Source organism: Caballeronia sp. LZ003, assembly GCF_031451465.1.
Taxonomy (GTDB): domain Bacteria; phylum Pseudomonadota; class Gammaproteobacteria; order Burkholderiales; family Burkholderiaceae; genus Caballeronia.
In genome coordinates, this window is the sequence record NZ_JARUXJ010000003.1 from 1383429 (window position 1) to 1402954 (window position 19526).

General features: G+C 61.1%; 20 protein-coding genes. 5 read left to right on the forward strand and 15 right to left on the reverse strand.

Going from position 1 to position 19526, the window contains the following annotated elements:
• Positions 1 to 9: 9 nt before the first annotated feature.
• Together QCE79_RS23485 and QCE79_RS23490 are read right to left on the reverse strand one after the other, a co-directional pair.
• Positions 10 to 1407: a UDP-glucose/GDP-mannose dehydrogenase family protein gene (locus QCE79_RS23485; protein WP_250468654.1), complete on the reverse strand. Its 1398-nt coding sequence runs from the start codon at positions 1405 to 1407 to the stop codon at positions 10 to 12.
• 56 nt (positions 1408 to 1463) lie between these two features.
• Positions 1464 to 2855 (reverse strand): undecaprenyl-phosphate glucose phosphotransferase, encoded by a 1392-nt coding sequence (locus tag QCE79_RS23490; protein ID WP_309848192.1) that lies wholly within the window; start codon positions 2853 to 2855, stop codon positions 1464 to 1466.
• A 385-nt stretch (positions 2856 to 3240) separates the two neighbouring features.
• Between QCE79_RS23490 and QCE79_RS23495 the strand changes: the two genes are divergently transcribed.
• A complete protein-coding gene (locus QCE79_RS23495) occupies positions 3241 to 4746 on the forward strand; it encodes a mannose-1-phosphate guanylyltransferase/mannose-6-phosphate isomerase (RefSeq protein WP_309848193.1) in 1506 nt (501 codons plus the stop codon).
• 57 nt (positions 4747 to 4803) lie between these two features.
• On the opposite strand, the gene QCE79_RS23500 is transcribed toward QCE79_RS23495, so the two are convergent.
• The gene (locus QCE79_RS23500; protein ID WP_250494223.1) at positions 4804 to 5661 is read right to left on the reverse strand and encodes a transposase; all 858 of its coding nucleotides are present in this window, start codon (positions 5659 to 5661) and stop codon (positions 4804 to 4806) included.
• Between the two features lie 416 nt (positions 5662 to 6077).
• Positions 6078 to 7394, reverse strand: a complete 1317-nt coding sequence (locus QCE79_RS23505) for an acyltransferase (protein ID WP_309848194.1) — start codon at positions 7392 to 7394, stop codon at positions 6078 to 6080.
• A 62-nt stretch (positions 7395 to 7456) separates the two neighbouring features.
• Here QCE79_RS23505 and QCE79_RS23510 point away from each other — a divergent pair, with 62 nt between their 5' ends.
• On the forward strand, positions 7457 to 8596 hold the full coding sequence (locus QCE79_RS23510; RefSeq protein ID WP_309848195.1) for an acyltransferase: 1140 nt from the start codon (positions 7457 to 7459) through the stop codon (positions 8594 to 8596).
• Between the two features lie 79 nt (positions 8597 to 8675).
• On the opposite strand, the gene QCE79_RS23515 is transcribed toward QCE79_RS23510, so the two are convergent.
• Both QCE79_RS23515 and QCE79_RS23520 read right to left on the reverse strand, forming a co-directional pair.
• A complete protein-coding gene (locus QCE79_RS23515) occupies positions 8676 to 9386 on the reverse strand; it encodes a DUF899 family protein (protein WP_250494226.1) in 711 nt (236 codons plus the stop codon).
• Positions 9387 to 9409: 23 nt separating this feature from the next.
• Complete coding sequence (locus QCE79_RS23520; RefSeq protein ID WP_244829969.1) at positions 9410 to 10069, reverse strand: glutathione S-transferase family protein; 660 nt, start codon at positions 10067 to 10069, stop codon at positions 9410 to 9412.
• A gap of 201 nt (positions 10070 to 10270) precedes the next feature.
• On the opposite strand from QCE79_RS23520, the gene QCE79_RS23525 reads away from it, so the two are divergent.
• Positions 10271 to 10768 carry a response regulator transcription factor gene (locus tag QCE79_RS23525; protein ID WP_309848196.1) on the forward strand — a complete coding sequence of 166 codons (498 nt, stop codon included), beginning with the start codon at positions 10271 to 10273 and terminating at the stop codon, positions 10766 to 10768.
• Positions 10769 to 10795: 27 nt separating this feature from the next.
• Here the strand turns inward: QCE79_RS23525 and QCE79_RS23530 are convergent, their stop codons facing one another.
• Entirely contained in the window at positions 10796 to 11128 is a 333-nt protein-coding gene (locus QCE79_RS23530) for a hypothetical protein (protein WP_244829967.1), read from the reverse strand.
• A 215-nt stretch (positions 11129 to 11343) separates the two neighbouring features.
• Here QCE79_RS23530 and nudC point away from each other — a divergent pair, with 215 nt between their 5' ends.
• A complete protein-coding gene (gene nudC, locus QCE79_RS23535; protein WP_250510798.1) occupies positions 11344 to 12270 on the forward strand; it encodes an NAD(+) diphosphatase in 927 nt (308 codons plus the stop codon).
• A 3-nt stretch (positions 12271 to 12273) separates the two neighbouring features.
• Here nudC and QCE79_RS23540 read toward each other — a convergent pair whose 3' ends face one another.
• From QCE79_RS23540 to QCE79_RS23565, 6 genes are all read right to left on the reverse strand, one after another.
• The gene (locus QCE79_RS23540; RefSeq protein ID WP_250527994.1) at positions 12274 to 13008 is read right to left on the reverse strand and encodes a ribonuclease activity regulator RraA; all 735 of its coding nucleotides are present in this window, start codon (positions 13006 to 13008) and stop codon (positions 12274 to 12276) included.
• 4 nt (positions 13009 to 13012) lie between these two features.
• Positions 13013 to 14767, reverse strand: a complete 1755-nt coding sequence (gene araD / locus QCE79_RS23545; protein ID WP_309848197.1) for an L-arabinonate dehydratase — start codon at positions 14765 to 14767, stop codon at positions 13013 to 13015.
• Between the two features lie 120 nt (positions 14768 to 14887).
• Positions 14888 to 15553 carry a MarC family protein gene (locus tag QCE79_RS23550; RefSeq protein ID WP_244829963.1) on the reverse strand — a complete coding sequence of 222 codons (666 nt, stop codon included), beginning with the start codon at positions 15551 to 15553 and terminating at the stop codon, positions 14888 to 14890.
• Positions 15554 to 15559: 6 nt separating this feature from the next.
• Positions 15560 to 16033 carry a hypothetical protein gene (locus tag QCE79_RS23555; RefSeq protein ID WP_250494231.1) on the reverse strand — a complete coding sequence of 158 codons (474 nt, stop codon included), beginning with the start codon at positions 16031 to 16033 and terminating at the stop codon, positions 15560 to 15562.
• Between the two features lie 53 nt (positions 16034 to 16086).
• Positions 16087 to 16428, reverse strand: a complete 342-nt coding sequence (locus QCE79_RS23560) for a hypothetical protein (RefSeq protein WP_244829961.1) — start codon at positions 16426 to 16428, stop codon at positions 16087 to 16089.
• A gap of 76 nt (positions 16429 to 16504) precedes the next feature.
• Positions 16505 to 17275 (reverse strand): flagellar brake protein, encoded by a 771-nt coding sequence (locus QCE79_RS23565; protein WP_250468695.1) that lies wholly within the window; start codon positions 17273 to 17275, stop codon positions 16505 to 16507.
• A 277-nt stretch (positions 17276 to 17552) separates the two neighbouring features.
• On the opposite strand from QCE79_RS23565, the gene QCE79_RS23570 reads away from it, so the two are divergent.
• Positions 17553 to 17996 (forward strand): DUF2000 domain-containing protein, encoded by a 444-nt coding sequence (locus tag QCE79_RS23570; RefSeq protein ID WP_244829959.1) that lies wholly within the window; start codon positions 17553 to 17555, stop codon positions 17994 to 17996.
• Between the two features lie 12 nt (positions 17997 to 18008).
• On the opposite strand, the gene QCE79_RS23575 is transcribed toward QCE79_RS23570, so the two are convergent.
• Both QCE79_RS23575 and QCE79_RS23580 read right to left on the reverse strand, forming a co-directional pair.
• Complete coding sequence (locus QCE79_RS23575) at positions 18009 to 18827, reverse strand: AraC family transcriptional regulator (RefSeq protein ID WP_309848198.1); 819 nt, start codon at positions 18825 to 18827, stop codon at positions 18009 to 18011.
• A complete protein-coding gene (locus QCE79_RS23580) occupies positions 18824 to 19462 on the reverse strand; it encodes a TetR/AcrR family transcriptional regulator (RefSeq protein ID WP_244829957.1) in 639 nt (212 codons plus the stop codon). The genes QCE79_RS23575 and QCE79_RS23580 overlap by 4 nt, the downstream gene beginning before the upstream one ends.
• Positions 19463 to 19526 lie beyond the last annotated feature (64 nt).

Consider the following 19526-nt stretch of genomic DNA (forward strand, 5'->3'; position numbering starts at 1 on the left):
GCGCGCGCTCTAGGCCACGCTCGCCGTCACGTCACGTTCGACGTGGCGCACGCCGCGCCCGATCGCGTGATACTCGATGCCCATTTCCTGGAGGGTTTCCGGCTCGTAAAGATTGCGGCCATCGAAGATCACGGGTGTCTTGAGACGCCGCTTGATCGCGTCGAAATCGGGGCTCTTGAAGACTTTCCATTCGGTGACGATCACGAGTGCATCTGCGCCGTCGAGCGCTTGCTTGTGATTGTTCGCATACGTGAGACGTCCGAGCGCATCGGGCTTGTCGTGCAGGTCGATGGCAAAGACGCGGCGCGCCTCATCCACGGCGACGGGATCGTAAGCCACGATGGATGCGCCGCGTTCGAGCAACGCAGCGGCCAGCACGCGGCTCGGCGCATCGCGCATGTCGTCGGTATTGGGCTTGAACGCAAGTCCCCAAAGCGCGATGGTGCGTCCCGTGAGATCGTCGCCGAAACGTTCGACGATCTTGCGCGTGAGCGTATCTTTCTGCGCCTCGTTGACGTTCGAGACCGCCTTGAGAATGCTCATCTCATGGCCGAATTCCGTCGCGGTCTGGATCAGCGAACGCACGTCCTTCGGAAAGCACGAACCGCCATAGCCGCAGCCCGCGTACAGAAAGTCATAACCGATACGCGGGTCCGAACCGATGCCGCGCCGCACCGCTTCGATATCGGCGCCCACACGGTCCGCGAAATTCGCGAGCTCGTTCATGAAAGAGATGCGCGTGGCGAGCATTGCGTTGGCCGCATACTTCGTGAATTCCGCCGACTGCACGTCCATGTAGAGCGTGCGTTCGTGATTGCGGTTGAATGGCGCATAGAGGCGCTTCATGCGATCGCGGGCGCGCTCGCCGGGCACGTCGTCGTCGCAACCAATCACGATGCGGTCGGGCCGCGTGAAGTCTTCTATCGCCGCGCCTTCCTTGAGGAACTCGGGGTTCGAGACCACCGAGAACATGTGATCGACGCCGCGTCCGGCCAACTCGGTTTCTATCGCAGCCTTCACGCGTCGAGCGGTGCCAACCGGAACGGTGGATTTATCGACGACGACCTTGAAGCCGTTCATATAGCGGCCGATATCGCGCGCGGCGCCGAGCACGTATTGCAAATCGGCGGAGCCGTCTTCGTCGGATGGCGTACCCACCGCGATAAACAGCATCTCGCCATGTTCGACCGCCTGCTGCACATTTGACGAAAACGAGAGCCGCCCCGCTTCGCGATTGCGATCGATCACTTCCTTGAGTCCCGGCTCGTGGATCGGAATTCCGCCGCTGTTGAGAATGGCGATCTTGCGTCGATCGACGTCGAGACACAGTACTTCATTGCCGATGTCCGCGAGGCATGCGCCGGTTACGAGCCCCACGTAGCCGCTGCCGATGATCGTCAGTTTCATGGTCCTGCTCCAGGTAGTGAAAATATCGTTGCATCGCTAACTACTTTGTCTGCCGATCAATACGCGTTTGCGCCTGCAAAGCCCTTCCACAGCGTCAGCGCGACGATCTTCATGTCGAGTCCGAAGGTCCAGTGCTGCATGTAGTAGAGATCCAGCTTTACGCGTCCCGACATCTTTTCGATGCGATCCGTCTCGCCGCGATAGCCGTTCACTTGCGCCCATCCCGTGATGCCCGGCTTGATGCGGTAGCGATGCATGTAGCCTTTGACGAGGTCCTTGTAGATATCGTCGTGTTCGAGCGCGTGCGGCCGCGGCCCGACCACCGACATCTCGCCGCGCAGCACGTTGATGAACTGCGGAAGCTCATCCAGACTCGTGCGCCGCAGGAACGCCCCGACCTTCGTCACGCGCTTGTCGCCGCGACGCGCTTGCGTTATTTGCCCGCTTGCTTCGGTGTGTACCTTCATCGAACGAAACTTGTAGATCTCGAACTCGTATCCGTCGATCCCCTTGCGCTTTTGCTTGAAAAACACCGGTCCAGGCGACGAGAGCTTCACCATCAACGCGATCACCACGAGCAACGGCGCCATGCCAAGTAGCACCAGAGCGGCGAAGACGCGATCGAAGACGAGCTTGGGAAGCACTTTCACATCCGTGATCGGCGATGCCGCCAGGTTGATCGCGGGCACGCCGAGCAAATCCACCACCGCGTTGCTGAAGAACGAGAGGCTGCGGACATCCGGAATGAAGCGCACGTTCACGAAGTCGTCGCGAAACTCGTTCACGAGGCGGTGAATGGTCTGCTCTTCGGAAATCGGCAAGGCAAGCCATAGTTCGCGAATCGCACGGCCGCGCACACGCTTAGTCAATTCCGCGAGATCGCGTTCGATAGGCACGCCCTTGAAGGCATCGCCTTGCATGGGTGAATCGTTTGCGTCGAGTTGCAAGTCGAAGACGAGCACGGGGCTAAAGCCCGCTTCGGGACGATTGCGCATCTGGCCAATCAGGAACTTCGCATAAGGCGCCGAGCCGACGATAGCCACCGTCTTCTGATTGAAGCCTTCGCGGCGGATAAACCTGAGCGCCGTATAAATCACGGTCTTGGTGACGATCAACAAACCGATGGTCGACGCAGCCCAGTAAATCAGCCACAAGCGCGACAGCGACTCCGCGCGATGAATGCTGAAGGTGAGCAGCACGCCCGCGCTTTCGACCAGAATCCACGCCGCGATCACGCGCAGCAGCAGGTCATAGAACGGCTTGCCGCGCCATGATTGATAGATGCCGAGAGACGGAAACGTCATCACCATCAGCACGCATGAAAACGCGAGCATGGTGCCTTCCACGTCGTCGACCCATACGAAAGTGCCCGCATAGAGCGACGCGCCGAGCGCTGCGCCCAGCACCGCCATGGCAATGTCGACGACTCTCGATAGCACGCTCAGCATCGCTTTACCCCTGGAAGAAAGATCGCCCGCATATTCGTCTTGTCGCGGATGGAGTCGCCAGCAAATTGCTTGGGTGCTCTTGTCCATCCGCTGTTCAGGCATATGGAATCGGAATAATTAAGGCGCCGCAACCGCGAAAATATGTCTGCGTGTTCAGCCTGATTTTTTTAGAATTATTTGCTCAAGACCCCCTTGCTGGACGGGGCTTTGCAGGGCATCGGCTCGCTTAGCAAAAAATATTCGGGCACTCGAACGCATGACAGTCGCGGTTGCTTTCAATGAATAAATGCAGCGCCGCGTCATGATTTTTTTGTTTTAACGTCTCTTTTGCTGCGTGCTAAAAATTGCCTTACCGAATCAGGCGATTAACGCCAGGAGGCTTTTCATGAACGCTTCAGATACCGTGCTCGCCACGGTCGCCGCAGACACGCGCCTAGCCATTCAACCCGTGATCCTTGCAGGTGGTTCGGGCACGCGTCTTTGGCCAATGTCGCGCGAACATTTTCCCAAGCAGCTCATCGGTCTCATTGGCGAGCAGTCGTTGCTGCAAGCCACTGCCAATCGGCTCGATGGTCTTGGCTCGGTGTCCGCGGAGAAGACGTTGCGCGTGGCGGATGCCATCATCGTGTGCAATGAGGAGCATCGCTTCACGACGGCTGAACAACTGCGCGGCCAAGGCCGGCGCGCGCGGCTCGTGCTCGAACCCGTGCCGCGCAACACGGCGCCCGCGCTGACTGCAGCGGCCATTCATGCGTTACGCGCAGGCGAAGATGCGGTGCTCGTCGTCATGCCCGCCGATCATGTGGTTGCAAATCAGGACGAGTTTCATCGAGCGATTGCGACCGGCGCGCAATGCGCGGAGCAAGGGGCGATCGTCACCTTGAGTGTCGTGCCTTCGCATGCGGAAACGGGCTACGGCTACATCAAGAGCGGTGAAGCTCTGCCGTGCGGCGCGTGGAAGCTGGAGCGCTTCGTCGAAAAGCCGCATCTCGAACTCGCGCGTCAGTATCTGGAATCGGGCGAATATGGCTGGAATGCCGGCATTTTTATCGTGCGCGCATCGACTTGGGTTGCAGCTATCGAACACTATCAGCCGGCTATGCATGCAGCGTGCGTCGCGGCATTCGATAAAGGCAGCGACGATGGCGAGTTCTTCCGGCTGGATCGCGATTCGTTCGCGGCGTCGCCGTCGGATTCGATCGACTATGCGGTGATGGAGCAACTTGCGGGTGAACGCGCCACGGAGGCCTTCACGGGTGCTGTCGTGCCGCTCGACGCGGGCTGGTCCGATGTCGGCTCATGGGATGCGATCTGGAACATATTGCCTAAGGACGATTCCTCGAATGTCGCGCGCGGACGCGTGATGTTCCAGGGCGCTTCATCGACTTATGCGCATTCCGAAGGGCGGCTGATTGCGTGCGTGGGAACGCAAAATCTCGTGGTGGTCGAAACGGCCGATGCAATCCTCGTTGCCGATAAATCTTGCGCGCAAGACGTTAAGGCAATCGTCGGGCGCATCAAGTCCGAGCGCGGCACGGAGGCTGCGGATCATCGCAAGGTGCACCGGCCGTGGGGACATTACGATTCGGTCGATCAGGGCGACCGCTTCCAGGTCAAGCGCATTGTCGTCAAACCGGGCGCGCGCCTCTCATTGCAGATGCATCATCATCGCGCCGAGCATTGGGTCGTGGTGCGGGGAACGGCGCTCGTCACACGGGGAACGGAAACGTTCATTCTGGCCGAGAACGAGTCGACGTATATCCCTATCGGCATTCAACACAGGCTGGAAAATCCGGGGAAGATGCCGCTTGAAATCATCGAGGTGCAGTCGGGGACTTATCTCGGCGAAGACGACATCGTGCGATTCGAAGATACTTACGGCAGAAATTAAGCTTTAAGCAAGAGCGCGCGGGCCAGCCTTGAGAAACTGGTCCGCGCGTTCGTATTTTTAGTCGCGCATCTCGAGCGTCATGCGCTCGACCGGTCGCTCTTCAGGCTGCATGACTTGAGCGGATTCCATGTCCACTTCATCGGGTGTATCGCCGCGCGTGGCTTCGGCCGCGATCCAGCGCCGCGCCCATTCGAGCGCATACGTGCGCGCTTCATCCGACGAAGCGAAGCGCGGCCCGATCAAACCGGAACGCTCGATACGCCGCCCGTCTTTCACGATTTCCGCCCAGCCGCGAAACATGTTGCCGGACACCGGCCGCGCGATGGGATAGATGTTGTAGCCGCGCGCATCGACGACAGGCGGACACGCCGGTTCGAAGGGCAACGGCGCCTCGTACGGCCGCGCGGGACGCGATGCGCGCATGCGCCTGACCGTCAGCACGGACGCATTGGCTTGCGCCACGTCGCGCGCTTCCGGCAGACGCCTTGGCGTGCTCGCGAGACTGTTGAACGGCAAGGCGCCCGGCGTTTGCCACGACTCCGGGTTCTGCCAAAACACACCGCGCAGACGGTCACATTCGTACGCCACGGGCGCAGGACGCGGCGCCGCTTCGGTGACCGGCTGACGCGGTACATAGGCGAAAGAACGGCCCGCGTTCGCCAGTACCTTGACGATCTCGATGAGAATGCCGTTCAGTTGCCATTCGACGAAACGGCGCCGGCAGGTTGGAACCGTTGGGTAATGGCTTGGCAATCTGGACCAGGTTTCGCCTGTGGTGAGAATCCACAACACGGCATTGACTACTGTACGTGGATGGGCTTTGGGACGCCCGCGCCTATGCTCGCGGACTTCGCTCTCTCCTATGATTTGGGAGACCAATACCCACTCTTCATTGCTGAGTTCGCTAAAAAACATTGCTTTGCTCCATGCAGTCGACTGCGCTGCGGATATCGGTCTGCGTACTGGTCAAGCACTGACGACGAAGCACAAACCCCGGCTTTGTCAGCACGCGAACGAAGGATCTCGAGGTACTCGCAAACGTTTGCTCGAACAACAAAATGGTGCATTCGTCCGATTCGGTTTTCGCTCTTGGTGCAGCAATTTAACCAAACCGGCGCACGACGCGTAGTCCAGCTCGTGTATGAAGAATATGTGCAGGAAGCATACCATTACTATGGTTTGTCCGAATATGACAACACAAGACTTTTTGAGCGAAACTTAGCAGTTTTTTCACTAAGACCTAAAGCATGGGCTAGCGCGGCAGGACGGCATTCTTTAGCGCAAAAAATAATCTTTGTGAAGCGCTAAAAAAACCTTGGTGCTCAAGTGCTTCAGCGTGCTTCCCCGCCGCTTAATTCGGCATTGGCCGGACCTTGCACTGACACCCGCATAAAGCGCCGATTCTTGAGCCGTAAAATCGGTGCTTCGATAAAACGCCACGAAAGCCGCGCCAAACTCCACGTCAGCGCAAACGACGCAAGTACGCAAAGAAAACGCGCCCACCATGGAACACCCGACGCGCCAAACAACGCCTTGACGCTCGCGCTCTTGTAGAAGTCGGGAATGAAGCCGTGGTAAAGATAAAATCCATAGCTAATCTTTCCTAGCGCCGCCAATGGCGCCCACTCAAGCACGCGCAAGAGCGGACCGCTTGCGCTACATGCTATCGCGCAAACGAGCATTGCGATACATGCGCCATAGAGAACATACAGCGCGGTGTATGAATAGGGATTGGCCAAGCGCTCCCACTCGGGTTCCTGAAAACACAAGAGCGCGATCACCGTAGAGATAATGACGACCGCGTAAAGCGGCGCGCGCAAGCGACTGCGCTTGACGAACGCGGCTCCTATACCCCCAAGCGCAAGCAACCAAAAATTGGTTAGCGGATGCGTATAAATCGCAATCGGTGAGTCGTGCAGCGCCTTCATGGTAAAGAGCGAGCCCACCCCAAGCGCAAGCACCAGCCAGCATATGCGCCCGTGCCAATCTGCCCGAAGGCCAAGCAACAGTGGCGCGAAGACGATATAAAACTGCTCCTCGATCGAGAGGCTCCATAAGTGTGAATAACGGCCCGGCCACGCGTGCAGCACATCCGCAATCCAGAAGTTCGACAAATAGACGAAGTGATACGGCATGCCGCCCGCCAACTCGGGGCCGGCGAAACCCATGGTCATCAGCACCGCGAGCGTGGCGAGCAGCAGATAGTAGATCGGGAAAATGCGCAACGTCCGCCGATACAGAAAGCGTTTCAACTCCGCGCCGAACGTACTCGTGCCTGCATCGATATACCGTCGCTGTGTCGTCAATATGTCGGTGATCAAAAATCCGCTTAGCGCAAAAAATATCCATACGCCCAGATGGCCCAAGCCGGTTCCTTCGGCCATTGCCTTGTGATGAAGAAACACCAGGAACACGGCGATGCCGCGCAGGCCGTCGAAGCCGCGAATTTTCTCGTTCATCTTTGCACGATCTTGTCTGGTAGATAGGTGGCAGCCTAAGAATAGAAGGGATAAAAATAAAAAAATCCCTTTGTACTTTTCTTGTGTGCTTGAGCCTTGGGCTGAAGCCGCTAAAGTTGCCGCTACCGCGCACCGGAAATATTTCCTAACAAGCCGAGCTATTTCTTGCCAATTTTTTAGATCGACCATCGAGCTCGAGCGCGTGCGATTAAACGACTAGCCGCCGATCATGACTTCCTTAAGGAATAGCGATGAAGAAGCATGTCCAGGAGCTGACAGGCTTGCGCTGTATTGCGGTGATGATGGTCGTCATCGGACACGCGCAGCATATGCACGATGGCGGTTTCAAAGGCGTCTATGCGCCGCTGCGCCTGATATCGGATGGCAGGCTCGGCGTGCTGATGTTCTTCGTGCTGAGCGGTTTTTTGATTACAGGCATTCTGCAAGCCGAGTGGCAAGCAACCGGCACCATTCGCCTCTCGCCGTTTTACGCAAAGCGCGCGCTGCGCATCTGGCCCGCGTTCTATGTCTATCTCATGATCGTGTCGATGCTGGCGGCTGCCGGTCTCGTCGATGTCGATCATCGGCAAGTTGCTTTGGCTGCATTGCATCTCTGGAACTATGCCGGCGTCGCGGGCCTTGCGAACGTGAACGCGGCTCACGTCGAAGGCGCTTGGTATCTCGGGCACTTCTGGACGCTCGCGCTCGAAGAGCAGTTTTACTGGTTTTGGCCGCCGCTTCTCTTTTACATCCTGAAGCGCGGCAATCAACGCGTACTCGTCGGATTGATCTTCTTCGTGCCACTCGTGAGAATAGCCACTTATTTTGCGGCGCCGAGCCTTCGCGGGCAACTCAGCATGATGCTGCATACCGGTATCGATCCAATTCTCATCGGCTGCTATGTCGCGATGAATAAGGACCGTCTCGCGCAAAAGGTCGCGTCGCTGCCGTTAGGCTCGGTCATTCCCAGCGTGCTGATCGCGCTTCTGATGTTCGTCGTGCCTCCCGTGCAGGACAAACTCGGCGGCTTATGGCGCGCCACCTATGGCACGACGCTCGAAGCCGCGATGGTCGGCTTCGTCATCATCGTGTTGGTATCGCAAAAGGGCTTTTGGTTCTCGCGCTTGCTGCGTACCGCGCCGTTCGTTTATGTCGGCACGATCTCGTTCAGCCTTTACTTATGGCAGCAGCTATTCATGCATTCGCATTCGCCGGTTGCATTCGGCTTTCCGGGCTGCGTAATCGGTGCGCTCGTCGCCGCGAGTTTGAGCTACTTTCTGGTCGAAGTGCCGTTCCTGCGCATCAAGGATCGCTTCGCGGCGCGGGTGGGCAGAAGCCGGCAGGCCGGCATGACGCATGGCGATGCGCTCGGCACGCAGGGGCCGAAGTAGTTTGCATGCGCCATTGACCGTGTGCGGCGTGTCGCTGACACGTACTTGCAGGTGCTTGCAATTGCGATGGTTAAGCACCTTACTCACTCTTCGCCCCATACTCCAGCTTCGGATACCAGTCCGTTCCGCGCCCTTCCGGCGTCATGTCGAGCACGGTCCAGAGCGGCATTGGATCGGGCGCGCCGCGCGGGTCCTCGCCGGGATCGGCCGTGGCGAAATCCATCTCGCCGCTCCAGAAATGGCGAATCACGCCGTCGCGCCGCGTGAAGACATTGATGGCCGGTTCGTCGCCGCCGTCTTTCGAAACGCCGTGATAGTCGCGGCTGAAATTGCCATTCGTATCCGAGAACAAGGCGAGATCGCGCCAGCCGCGCTCTTGCTTGAACGCGACCAGCCGTTCGAGCGGCGAGCGCGCGATGACCGCCAGCGCCACGCGCTGTCCAATGTCCGCCGCCTCCCCTTCCCACGCCGATAGCAGCGACGTACACATCGGGCACGGCCGCTTGCGCTCCGGCCCGAACATGTAGCTATACGTGACGAGCGTGTTCTTGTCGCCGAAGAGCCCGTCGATATCGACCGCGCCGCGCTCGCCATCGAAGTGATAATCGCCCTTGACGATACCGCCAGGCGGCAGCGCGCGCCGCATCTCCGCAACTCGCTCGATATGTCGCCTCAGTTCGATTTCCTCGGCAAGCAACGCAATACGCGCCTGCCGATACTCCGCGCTTTCGTTCGGAAAAGTCATGGTGGCGCGTTGGGCCAGTTCTGCTGCGGGAACGAGCGTATTCATGTTTCGTCTCCTGTCATGAAGGCTTAATCGCGATCCGGCGCGCCCGGCGGAAAGAACGCGCGATACGGCCGCGCTTCATCCACCGCACGCGCGAACGAAGGCCGCGCGAGCAAACGCTTTCGATACGCGATGACGTTCGCGTACCGCTCATCGATGCGATGCGTCCAGTCCGCGTAAAACAGAAACGGCGCCGCGCCGCAATCGGCGAGAGTGAAGGCATCGCCCGCCGCCCATTCGCGTTTGGCCATCAGGCGGTCGAGCCAGGCGTAGGACGTGTCGAGCATCGCGCGGGCATCGGCGACACCGTGCGGGTCGTGCTCGCCATCCGCGCGCATGCAATCGAACACGATCTTCTGCTGCGGCGTGGACACGTAGTTGTCAAAGAAGCGGTCGAGAAAGCGCACTTCCAGCGCGGCGCGCGGATCTTCCGGAATCAAGCGCACCGGGCCGGGATGAAACAACCCGAGATACTCGATGATCACGCTCGCCTCGATCACGGAACGGCCGTTGTCGACGAGCACGGGAAAGCGCTTTATCGGCCACAACTCCGTCAGTTCCCGCATCGCCTCGGGCGTTTGCGGCGAAAGCGCGCGCCATTCGAACGGCGTCGCGTTCTCGTACAGCGCGGTCAGCACCTTCTGACAATACGAGGAAAACGGATGCGCGTACAGAATCAGACTCATCGACAAACCTCCTGTAATGAGCCGAAAGAAGCAAAAAACCGTCGCGACTTTGGCCCTTATCTGCACGACGCGCGGCCACGTTGAAAATCGACAGCGGATCATGCGGAATTAAAAAAATTTTGTTGTGCGATGCAGCGCTGACGTGCCGTCCTTTGTTAAGGTGCGAGACCCGAAGCACCAGCGAAACCCGCGAAACTCTGCATGACGCCCATCTATAAGATAAATATCGTGATAGCGGACGACCAGCCCGTCGTGCTGCTGGGCCTGCAAAGTTGGTTCGAGGCGCGCGGGCGTTATCGGGTGGCGGCAACGGCGCGCAACGCCGCGCAGTTGTTCACGAAGCTCGAAAGGACGGGCGGCGATCTCATCGTGATGGATTGTGCGTTCGAAGGCGCGCCAGGCGGCGAGTTTCCGCTGCTGCGCATGGTGCGCGAGCGTTTCCCCGATGTACCCGTGGTTGCTTTTACGCAGGAAACCGAGCCGAGTACGCTCTTCGCGATGCAAGAGGCGGGCGCGGCGGGTATCGTCAGCAAGTGCGACGAGTTGCGCGAAATGGAGCGCGTTTGTCGGCGCGCGTTGTCAGGGGCAACGGGCATTGTTTCCCGCCGTATCGCGGCGTACTGCAACACCGCGCGCAGCTTCGATATCAATCCGTCGTATCGCGACGTGCGCGTGTCCGTCAAAACAGTCGCAAGTTGAACGCGGGGCGCGTGCCCCGCGCCATTGCTAGACCTTCTGTTTGTCCAGTTCCACCAGCGCGCGCCTGGGGTAACCGACTTCCTTGCCGTCATCGAAACCCTTCTCGTACGCGCGCTGATCGAGCGCCCTGAAAAGCGGTTCGAGCTCGTCGACCTGAGTGCGGATCAACTGCATCAGAGGCTTGATGAGCGCGGCGGACACGACGCCCGCGTCCTCTCCTGGGCGCTTCGCGCCGCATACCACCTGGACCATCGCGCGCAACGTCTGCGCGCGCTGCACGCAGTAATCGGCAAGCGGCATGCCGTGCGTGATGACGGGCTGCCCTTTCTCGTCGATCGACACGGATATGTTTGGCTCCATGAGTCTTCCCCTTTTAGTTGAGTTGGAGCTGAACTCTAGGAGTCTGGGCTTGGCGGCCGCCACGGGATAAATCCTAAAACCGCGCGATAACTGTAAGCCTGCCGTCAAGCAATTGCCCATCAGCAAGAACCCGCCAACTTCGCTACGATGTCCGACTGAACGAATATCCCCAGTACGCGCGGATGACACGCATCCCGCTCATCGATAAAAACACCATGCCCACGCCGCCCCACGCCATCGGTTTCACGCTTGCTCCGCTCGACCGCGTCTCCGAAAAGCGCGACGACGACAGCTTCGTCGCCGGTCTGCGCGATCAGACGTCCACGCGCTTTCTGCTCTTCGTGAACGATGTGCCGCTCTTCAAGCGCGCGCACGGTCACGATCCTTTGTTCGATGCAGACGAAGCCGCGAAATTCGGCGCGCCGCTGCAAACTGTGCTGCTCGGTCGCGAAGCGGATGGCCGAGCGCTCTTCGCGCACGCGCTCGAAGGCAGCGCCGAGAGTATTGCGAATGCGCTCGACGCGTCGCCCGTCGAAGCGGTGGAGTTGCGGCCCATCGCAATGCAAGGTCTTGTCGAACCGTCGCTCGTCAGTGCGCTCGGCGAAGCGCGTTCGATGCTCGACTGGCATCGGCGGCACCGCTTTTGCGCGAACTGCGGCCACGCCACGGATGCCGCCGGCGCGGGCTGGCGACGCCTTTGTCCGAATTGCCACGCACAGCATTTTCCGCGCGTCGATCCGGTCGTCATCATGCTCGTCACCGATGGCGAGCGCTGCCTGCTCGGGCGGCAAAAGCAGTTCGCGCCCGGCATGTACTCGGCGCTTGCGGGCTTCGTCGAGCCGGGCGAGACGTTCGAGCATGCGGTTTACCGGGAAGTGCTGGAGGAAGCGGGCATCCGCTCGGCCGACGTGCGCTACTACGCTTCGCAACCGTGGCCGTTTCCATCGTCGCTGATGATCGGCTGCTTCGCACGCGCGGTCGAAACCGACATCACGATCGACTACAACGAGCTCGAAGATGCGCGCTGGTTCTCACGCGAGGAAGTAGCGTCGATGCTCGATGGCTCCCACGCGCAAGGCTTGTCCGCGCCGAAGCCGTTTGCCATCGCGCATCATTTGCTGAAGGCGTTCGCGGAAGAATAAAAATCAGCCGCGTGTCTTGCGCCATTGCGCGTAGGCGGCGAGCGTTTCTTCGTTCGGCGGATACATGCCGCGCAAGATCGCGCCGTCCGCCACGCGCTTCGCGATGAACTCTTCCAGCAACTCCTGCTCGGCCGCGTCCCTTGCGACCTCGGACGCCATGTGACGCGGCACGATGACGACGCCATCCACGTCGCCGACGACGATATCGCCCGGATACACCGCCACGCCGCCGCATGCAATCGGCACGTTCATATCGACCGCGTGATGCTTCGCGAGATTGAGCGGCGCGCTCGCGCCCGCGCAGAACAACGGCAAGCCGATATCGCCGATCGTGCCGCTGTCGCGCACGCAACCGTCCGAGACCATGCCCGCGACGCCGCGCACCTTGAGACGCGTGGTCAATATCGATCCCGTCGACGCCACCGTGCGGTCGCCGCGGCAATCCTGCACGAGCACGCTGCCAGGCGGCGCCGTTTCGACGGCCTTGCGCTGCGGATGATCGGGGTCCTGAAACACGCCGACGTGATCGATATCCTCACGCGCCGGAATATTGCGCAACGTGAACGCGGGGCCGACGAGGTTCGGCGCGCCATTAGCGGGCTTGACGAGCGGCGCGACGCCTTGCAGAAACACGTTGCGCAAGCCGCGCTTGAAAAGCTGCGTGGTGAGCGTCGCGGTGCTGACGTGGCGCAGTTGCTCGATGGTCTCGTCGGCGACGTCGATGTCTTGAATGGTCATGGTGTCAGTGAATTTCCGGATCGTCGTGCGATTTCATTTCAGCAGAGTCATCGGCCAAGGGTTCTTCGAGAAAGTCGAAGTCGCAACCCTTGTTCGCCTGGGTGACGTGCAGTTGATGCATCACGCCAAAGCCGCGCTCGAACGGGCGTTTCGGCTTGACCCAAGCCGCCTTGCGCGCGGCGAGTTCCGCGTCGCTTACGTCGAGATGAAGCTTGCGCGCGTGCACGTCGAGTTCGATGACATCGCCATCCTCGACCAGCGCAAGCGGTCCGCCGACGAACGATTCCGGCGCCACGTGCAGCACGCACGCGCCGTAGCTCGTGCCGCTCATGCGCGCATCCGAGATGCGCACCATGTCGCGCACGCCTTGCTTGAGGAGCTTTTGCGGAATCGGCAACTGGCCCCACTCCGGCATGCCGGGCGCGCCGACCGGTCCTGCGTGCTGCAGCACGATCACGGAATCGGCGGTGATGTCGAGTGCTTCATCGTCGATGCGCGCGGCCATGTCGGCGTAATCCCTGAACACGACCGCCGGGCCGCGATGCCGCAACAGATGCGCTTCCATCGCAGCCGGCTTGATGACGGCGCCATCGGGCGCAAGGTTGCCGGTTAGCACGGCGAGGCCATCGTTTGGCACGAGCGGGTTGCTTCGCCGGCGAATGACGTCATCGTCGAAAATTTCGGCACCCTCAATATTTTCGCCAAGGGTCGCAGCATTGACAGTTAGTTGCGAGCCATCGATTAGATCGCCAAGTTCCGCGAGCAATGCGCGCAGACCGCCGGCATAGAAGAAGTCCTCCATCAGATATTTGCCGGCCGGACGCAGATTCGCGATGACGGGCGTGATGCGCGACAACTCATCGAAACGCGCGGTCGTGAGCGGCACGCCCGCGCGGCGCGCGACGGCCACGAGATGCACGATGGCGTTGGTCGAGCCGGACATCGCGAGCACGGTGGTGATGGCGTTATCGAACGACTTCGGCGTGAGGATGTCGAGCGGCTTGAGATCGGTCCACACCATTTCGACGATGCGTTGCCCCGTCAGCGATGCGAACTGCGCGTGCCGCGAATCCACGGCGGGGATCGAAGCGAAGCCCGGCAGCGTGAGGCCGAGCGCTTCGGCGGCGCTCGTCATGGTCGAGGCGGTGCCCATCGTCATGCAATGGCCCGGCGAGCGCGCAATGCCGCTCTCCACGCCCTTCCACTCGTCTTCCGTGATCTTGCCCGCACGCAGTTCGGCCCAGTACTTCCACGTGTCCGACCCGCTGCCGAGCGTGCGGCCGTTCCAGTTGCCGCGCAGCATCGGGCCGGCGGGCAGGAAGATGGAAGGCAGATTCATGCTGATCGCGCCCATCAGCAGGCCAGGCGTGGTCTTGTCGCAGCCGCCCATGAGCACGCAGCCATCGAACGGATATGACCGCAGCAGTTCCTCGACTTCCATCGCGAGAAAATTGCGGTAGAGCATGGTCGTCGGCTTCTGGAACGGCTCGGCGAGCGTCATCACCGGCATTTCGACGGGAAAGCCGCCCGCCTGCCAGACGCCGCGCTTCACTTCCTCGACGCGCTGCTTGAAGTGCGTGTGGCACGAATTGATCTCGCTCCATGTATTCACAATGGCGATGACCGGCTTGCCCATGTAATCGGACGAGTGATAGCCCATCTGCGCCGTGCGCGAACGGTGACCGAAGGAGCGCAGGTCGTTCACGCCGTACCAGCGGTGGCTGCGCAACTGTTCGGGCGTCTTGCGGGATGAGGTCAAACCGTGTCTCCTTAAGCGGCCGGTTCGTCGTCCGGTCTTTCAGTGCGATGGTATCGCTACCATAGAATCGAACCGCATCCTAGCGCTCGCATCGAAGACGCGTCGCCTAGGGTTTACGATTCATTTGATACTGAGCCGCACCGACGCAATGAGATCGGAGAGCCCGAGCCAGAGAATCTGCACGCCGATGCAGAAGATGACGAACGCGAAAAGCCGCATGGCGACCTGCGTGCCGACCGTGCCGAGCAGCCTTTCCAGATGCCCGGCAAAGCGCACGCACAAGTAGATGCTCGCGCAGACGAGCACGAGACCGACGATCACGCCGATCAGATGCACCGGCTGCAACCCTTCACGCGGCGACCCGGTTCCGAGCGCGATGGCGACAGCGATGGCACCCGGTCCGACGGTGATCGGCAAAGTCAGCGGATAGAACGCCTTGGCGCGCAGCGAAGCACCGCTACGCGGCGTGGGCGCGGGTTCGGTCGTTGTGTCGTCGTCGGGCGCCTGGAGCAATCCCCACCCCGCCATGGCCACGACGATACCGCCCGCCACGCGCAGCACCGGAATGGAGATGCCGAAGAAGTTGAGCACATAAGCACCGACCAGCAGCGACACGACCAGGATGGCGAAGCTATTGATGCAGATGCGCCGCGCGAGTTCGCTGCGTTCGGCATCGGCCAGATGCGGCAGCATGCTCAGCACGACGAGTGCGACCGCGGGCGGATTGATGATCGGAAAAAGGCCCGCGACGATCACGAGCACGGTCTTCGCGAACTCCGTGAACATGTCCGCTCACTCCAGATTGAACGCCGTGATCCGAACGTCCGAGTCCTTGCAGGCGTCGTCACGGCACACGCCGCTGAACCAGATTTCGCCGTCGCCGATCATCGCGCCTTGGTCGCGCACGAAGAGCTTGGCGTATTGCTGATGCGCGACGGTATCGACGAGTTCTGGCGTGAAGATACCCGCGTAGGCCGCCACGAACTCGCGCTTGTTACGCAGCAAGGCGTTGTCGCCATTGCTGTTGCGATGCACCGCGATCGGATAGTGGATCATGCCCGCGACCGCGTTCTTGTCGCCGGCCGCGACGGCCTGCTTGAGCTTGTCGAAGAACGCGCGATATGTCTCGTGGGCGCCGAAGAGCGTGTCGATGCGGGCATCGACATCCTGATCGGTCTGCGCGTTGGCCGCCGGTGGCAGCGCGCCGCACAACGCGGCGGCGGCGCAGCAAGCGCTCAGGAAACGGAACATCGATCGAAGCGGCATGCAAAGGCACTCCGTGTCAAAGAAACCGCGAAGCATCGCGCCAGGCGTCGCGCTCAGGCAAGCGGCGCGCCGAGAATCAACAGCCATTCGGTCAGAAACGAGCCCAGCCCCACGCCGATCAGCACGCGCGCGAGGATTGTCCAGAAGCGGTTATCGACATTGCCGGAACAACGCCACGCCACCGCGCACCACGCCAAATAGAGTACCGAACCCGCCGCGAATAACGCGAGCGTGCCGGGCCAGAACCAGATGGTGAGCAACAGGAACGTTTCGGGAGCGAGGCCGCTCGACAGCAGGTAGAGATAGAGCGCCCACCATGCGAGATGCAAGGGCAGACCCAGTAGCCACCAGACTTTCCAGAAGCGTTCTTCTCCGCGCCAGGCTCTGGGCAACATAGTCAACATGCGTCGTCTTAACTGCTGGAATGAGGCCCGAATTCTACTCCACGCGCCTCGTTTCCTCTGTCCGCGCTCACGCCGACAGGCTGCGCCGCTTCGCCTCGATGCGCGTGATGAGTCGCTGCAACACGCTTTCCGCCGAGCCCGAAAGCCGCGTGAAGCGAAAGCCGACGACATAGCGCACGTCGCCACGCGGCGTTGTGATACTGCGCGGCGAGACGAGCGCGAGATCCACCGAAAGCGAGCCGCCCGCACCGAGGTTCAGAAGGACATCGGTGAAGAGCGTGCCGATCTCCGTTTCCGCGAGGCGCGGCGTATCCATGCGCAGCGCGACGCCGCCGAGCGAAATGTCGTGCACTTCGCAGTGGAACGGGTCACCGTCCGGATAAGTGCCCTTGGCGAAGAAGGGATCGAGAATGGGCGCCGGCACGCGGAAGTACTCGCGGCGCTGCACGTGATAGACGGCTTCCGGGAACGATACTTCGAACGCTTGTCGTCCCTCGAAGCTCACCGCTTGAGCCGGGCCCGTCGTGAACTCGACGCGTACGCCTTCCGGCGCGCCCTTGAAGTACAACTGCGGCGCTGCGAGCAATGCGCGATTGTCCGACTCCACGCCGCCCCAGTCGAACACGATACGCCCTTCGCGCGGGTCCACTTCCAGCAGTTGCGTGACGATCTGGCCGTGCGCGCTCGCCACTGTCAGCATGTCGCGCCGCTGCAGGAGCGAACGCAGACAAATGCCCATTTCGGAAGGCGTACGGCGGGCAAAGCGCGCGTAGTCTTCCGCGAGTTGTTCGATGTCGGTAATGGGCGGGGCAGTCTGCGACTGCGTTTCAGCGAGCATGGCGGTCGGGTCGATTGAGGTTTCCAGCAGGAACGACGAACAATGCGAGCTACGTCTCGAATATGCGCAGTTTGCACGAAAAGCAAACGCTTCATAACGCGGGTTACGACTAGGTTTTCGTGTTATTTCAGCGTTTTGCCCGGCAGGAAAGGGTTCGAGGCTTTCAGAATGCCTGCGCCGACGCGCCAGCGTTGCAACATGCGTGCAACAGGATTCAAGACGACAAGCCGCCAGCGCTTTCACAATGCGTCACTTCGAACCGAAACGGACAGCCCTTATGACGAGCGCATCACCGGAACAACATGAACCAAGCGCGCGGCCGCAACGCTGCGTGATCGTGGTGGATAGCGAACTGCCACCCGGCCGGGCGGCGAACGCGGCGGCGGTGCTGGCGCTGACGGTGGGGCAGCGGCATCCGTCGCTCGTCGGCGCGCCGCTCGTCGATGCCTCTGGGCACGCGCATCCGGGGCTGATTCCCATCGGCATTGCAGTGCTGGCGGCAGATCAGGACACGTTATCGGCGTTGCGCGCGAAGGCCGCGGCCGCATCGTGCGATGTCGTGACGTTTCCCGTGCAAGGCCAGCAAACGACCGACTACGACGCCTTCCGCGATGCCGTCGCCAGCGTGGAAACCGAGGCCTTGCGCTATGTCGGTCTCGCGCTGATCGGCGACAAGAAGCCCGTCAGCAAAGCGGTCGCGAATCTCGGCCTGCTTAAATAAACTTGCTTCGATTCAACGCGTCGCCGTCTTGTATGCGCCTGGCGTGACACCAAGCATGCGGCGGAAAGTGCGCGTGAGATGCGCCTGATCCGCGAAACCGGTCGCGGCCGCGATATCGCTCAACGCGCCGCCATCGCGGATCAACGCCATGGCGACGCGCACGCGCGCCTGCCGCTGATACTCGTGCGGCGTCATGCCGGTTTCACGACTGAAGGCGCGAAACAAGCGATAGGGCGGCAAATTCGCCGCCTCCGCGATATCTTCCAGATGCACCTGCTCGCCCAGACGTTCGTCGATAAACCCGCGCGCGGCCGCCACGGCGCGCGGTTCGCACGGCGCTTTTGCGTCCTTCGTGCGATCCGTCATATGCCGGCCGGTGAGACGCGCCGCGAACTGCAAATACCGCTCGTCGCGATACAGCGACGGTCCCTGCTCTTCCGATGACCGGTGCACATCGTGAAGCGCCGCGCACAATGCCGGATCGCGAATGATCGGGCCGATCAGCCCTCCGCCGCGCATACGTTCGTCGCCCGCGAGCGCACGCAGATGCGCGACATCGACATAGAGTGTGCGCTGCGTCCAGCCGGCTTCGTCGACGGGCCAGCCCGCGTGCGGTTCATCGGCGTCGATGGCGTAGAGGTCGCCACGTCGCGCCACGAACTCCGTGCCGCGCATGCGGATGCGGATGGCGCCGCCCGTTAGCAGCGCGAAACAGGCGGTGTCGTGCGCATGGACGTCGTACGAGAAATCGGCAAAGCGGCCGCGCAGCAGTTCCGCGCCGAGTTCCGGCGCGCGCCAGATGTGCGTGTCGGCCTTGAGCGGCGCTTTCATTTCGATTCGAACGGCAAGCTCGCGATGAACTGATCGATCGCGGCGTACAGCGCGTTGCGACGCACGCCATCCTGCGCCTCGATGGACAAGCCCGCGAAGAGCGTCATGCAAAGCGCAGCGAGCGCATGGATGTCCGCGTTGGCATGGAGCTCGCCGTGTTTGCGCGCATCGTTGAGCCGCGCGGCGATGGCGCTTGCCACCTGACGGCGAATCTTGCGCAACTCGTCGCGCAACTCGCCGTGCTCCGGCGCCACCGACATGCCGCCCAGAAAGATCATGCAGCCGCGTGGCCCCGTCCCGCTCGTGAAAAGCTCGATGCTCGTGCGGAACATGGCGCGCAAACCGTCGCGCGCGGACTCGTGCGCGCGCAACTGGCGCACCGCCGCGCCACCTTCCGCGGCGGAATAGAGCGCGATCGCCTCGCGGTACAAGTCTTCCTTGCTGCCGAACGCGGCATAAAGGCTCGGCGAGTTGATGCCCATGGCATCGACGAGATCGGCCATGGAACAGGTGTCGAAACCCTTGGCCCAGAACACTTCCATTGCGCGCCTGAGGGCGGCGTCGCGGTCGAAGGCGCGCGGTCGGCCACGCGTCTTGTGAACCGTCTCCAAGACTTCATCTCGATGCAGCGTCATGTCGTCTCCGTTTTTATGAACGACGTGGCACGCGATTGGTGCGTTCCATGGAATTCTGAATTCT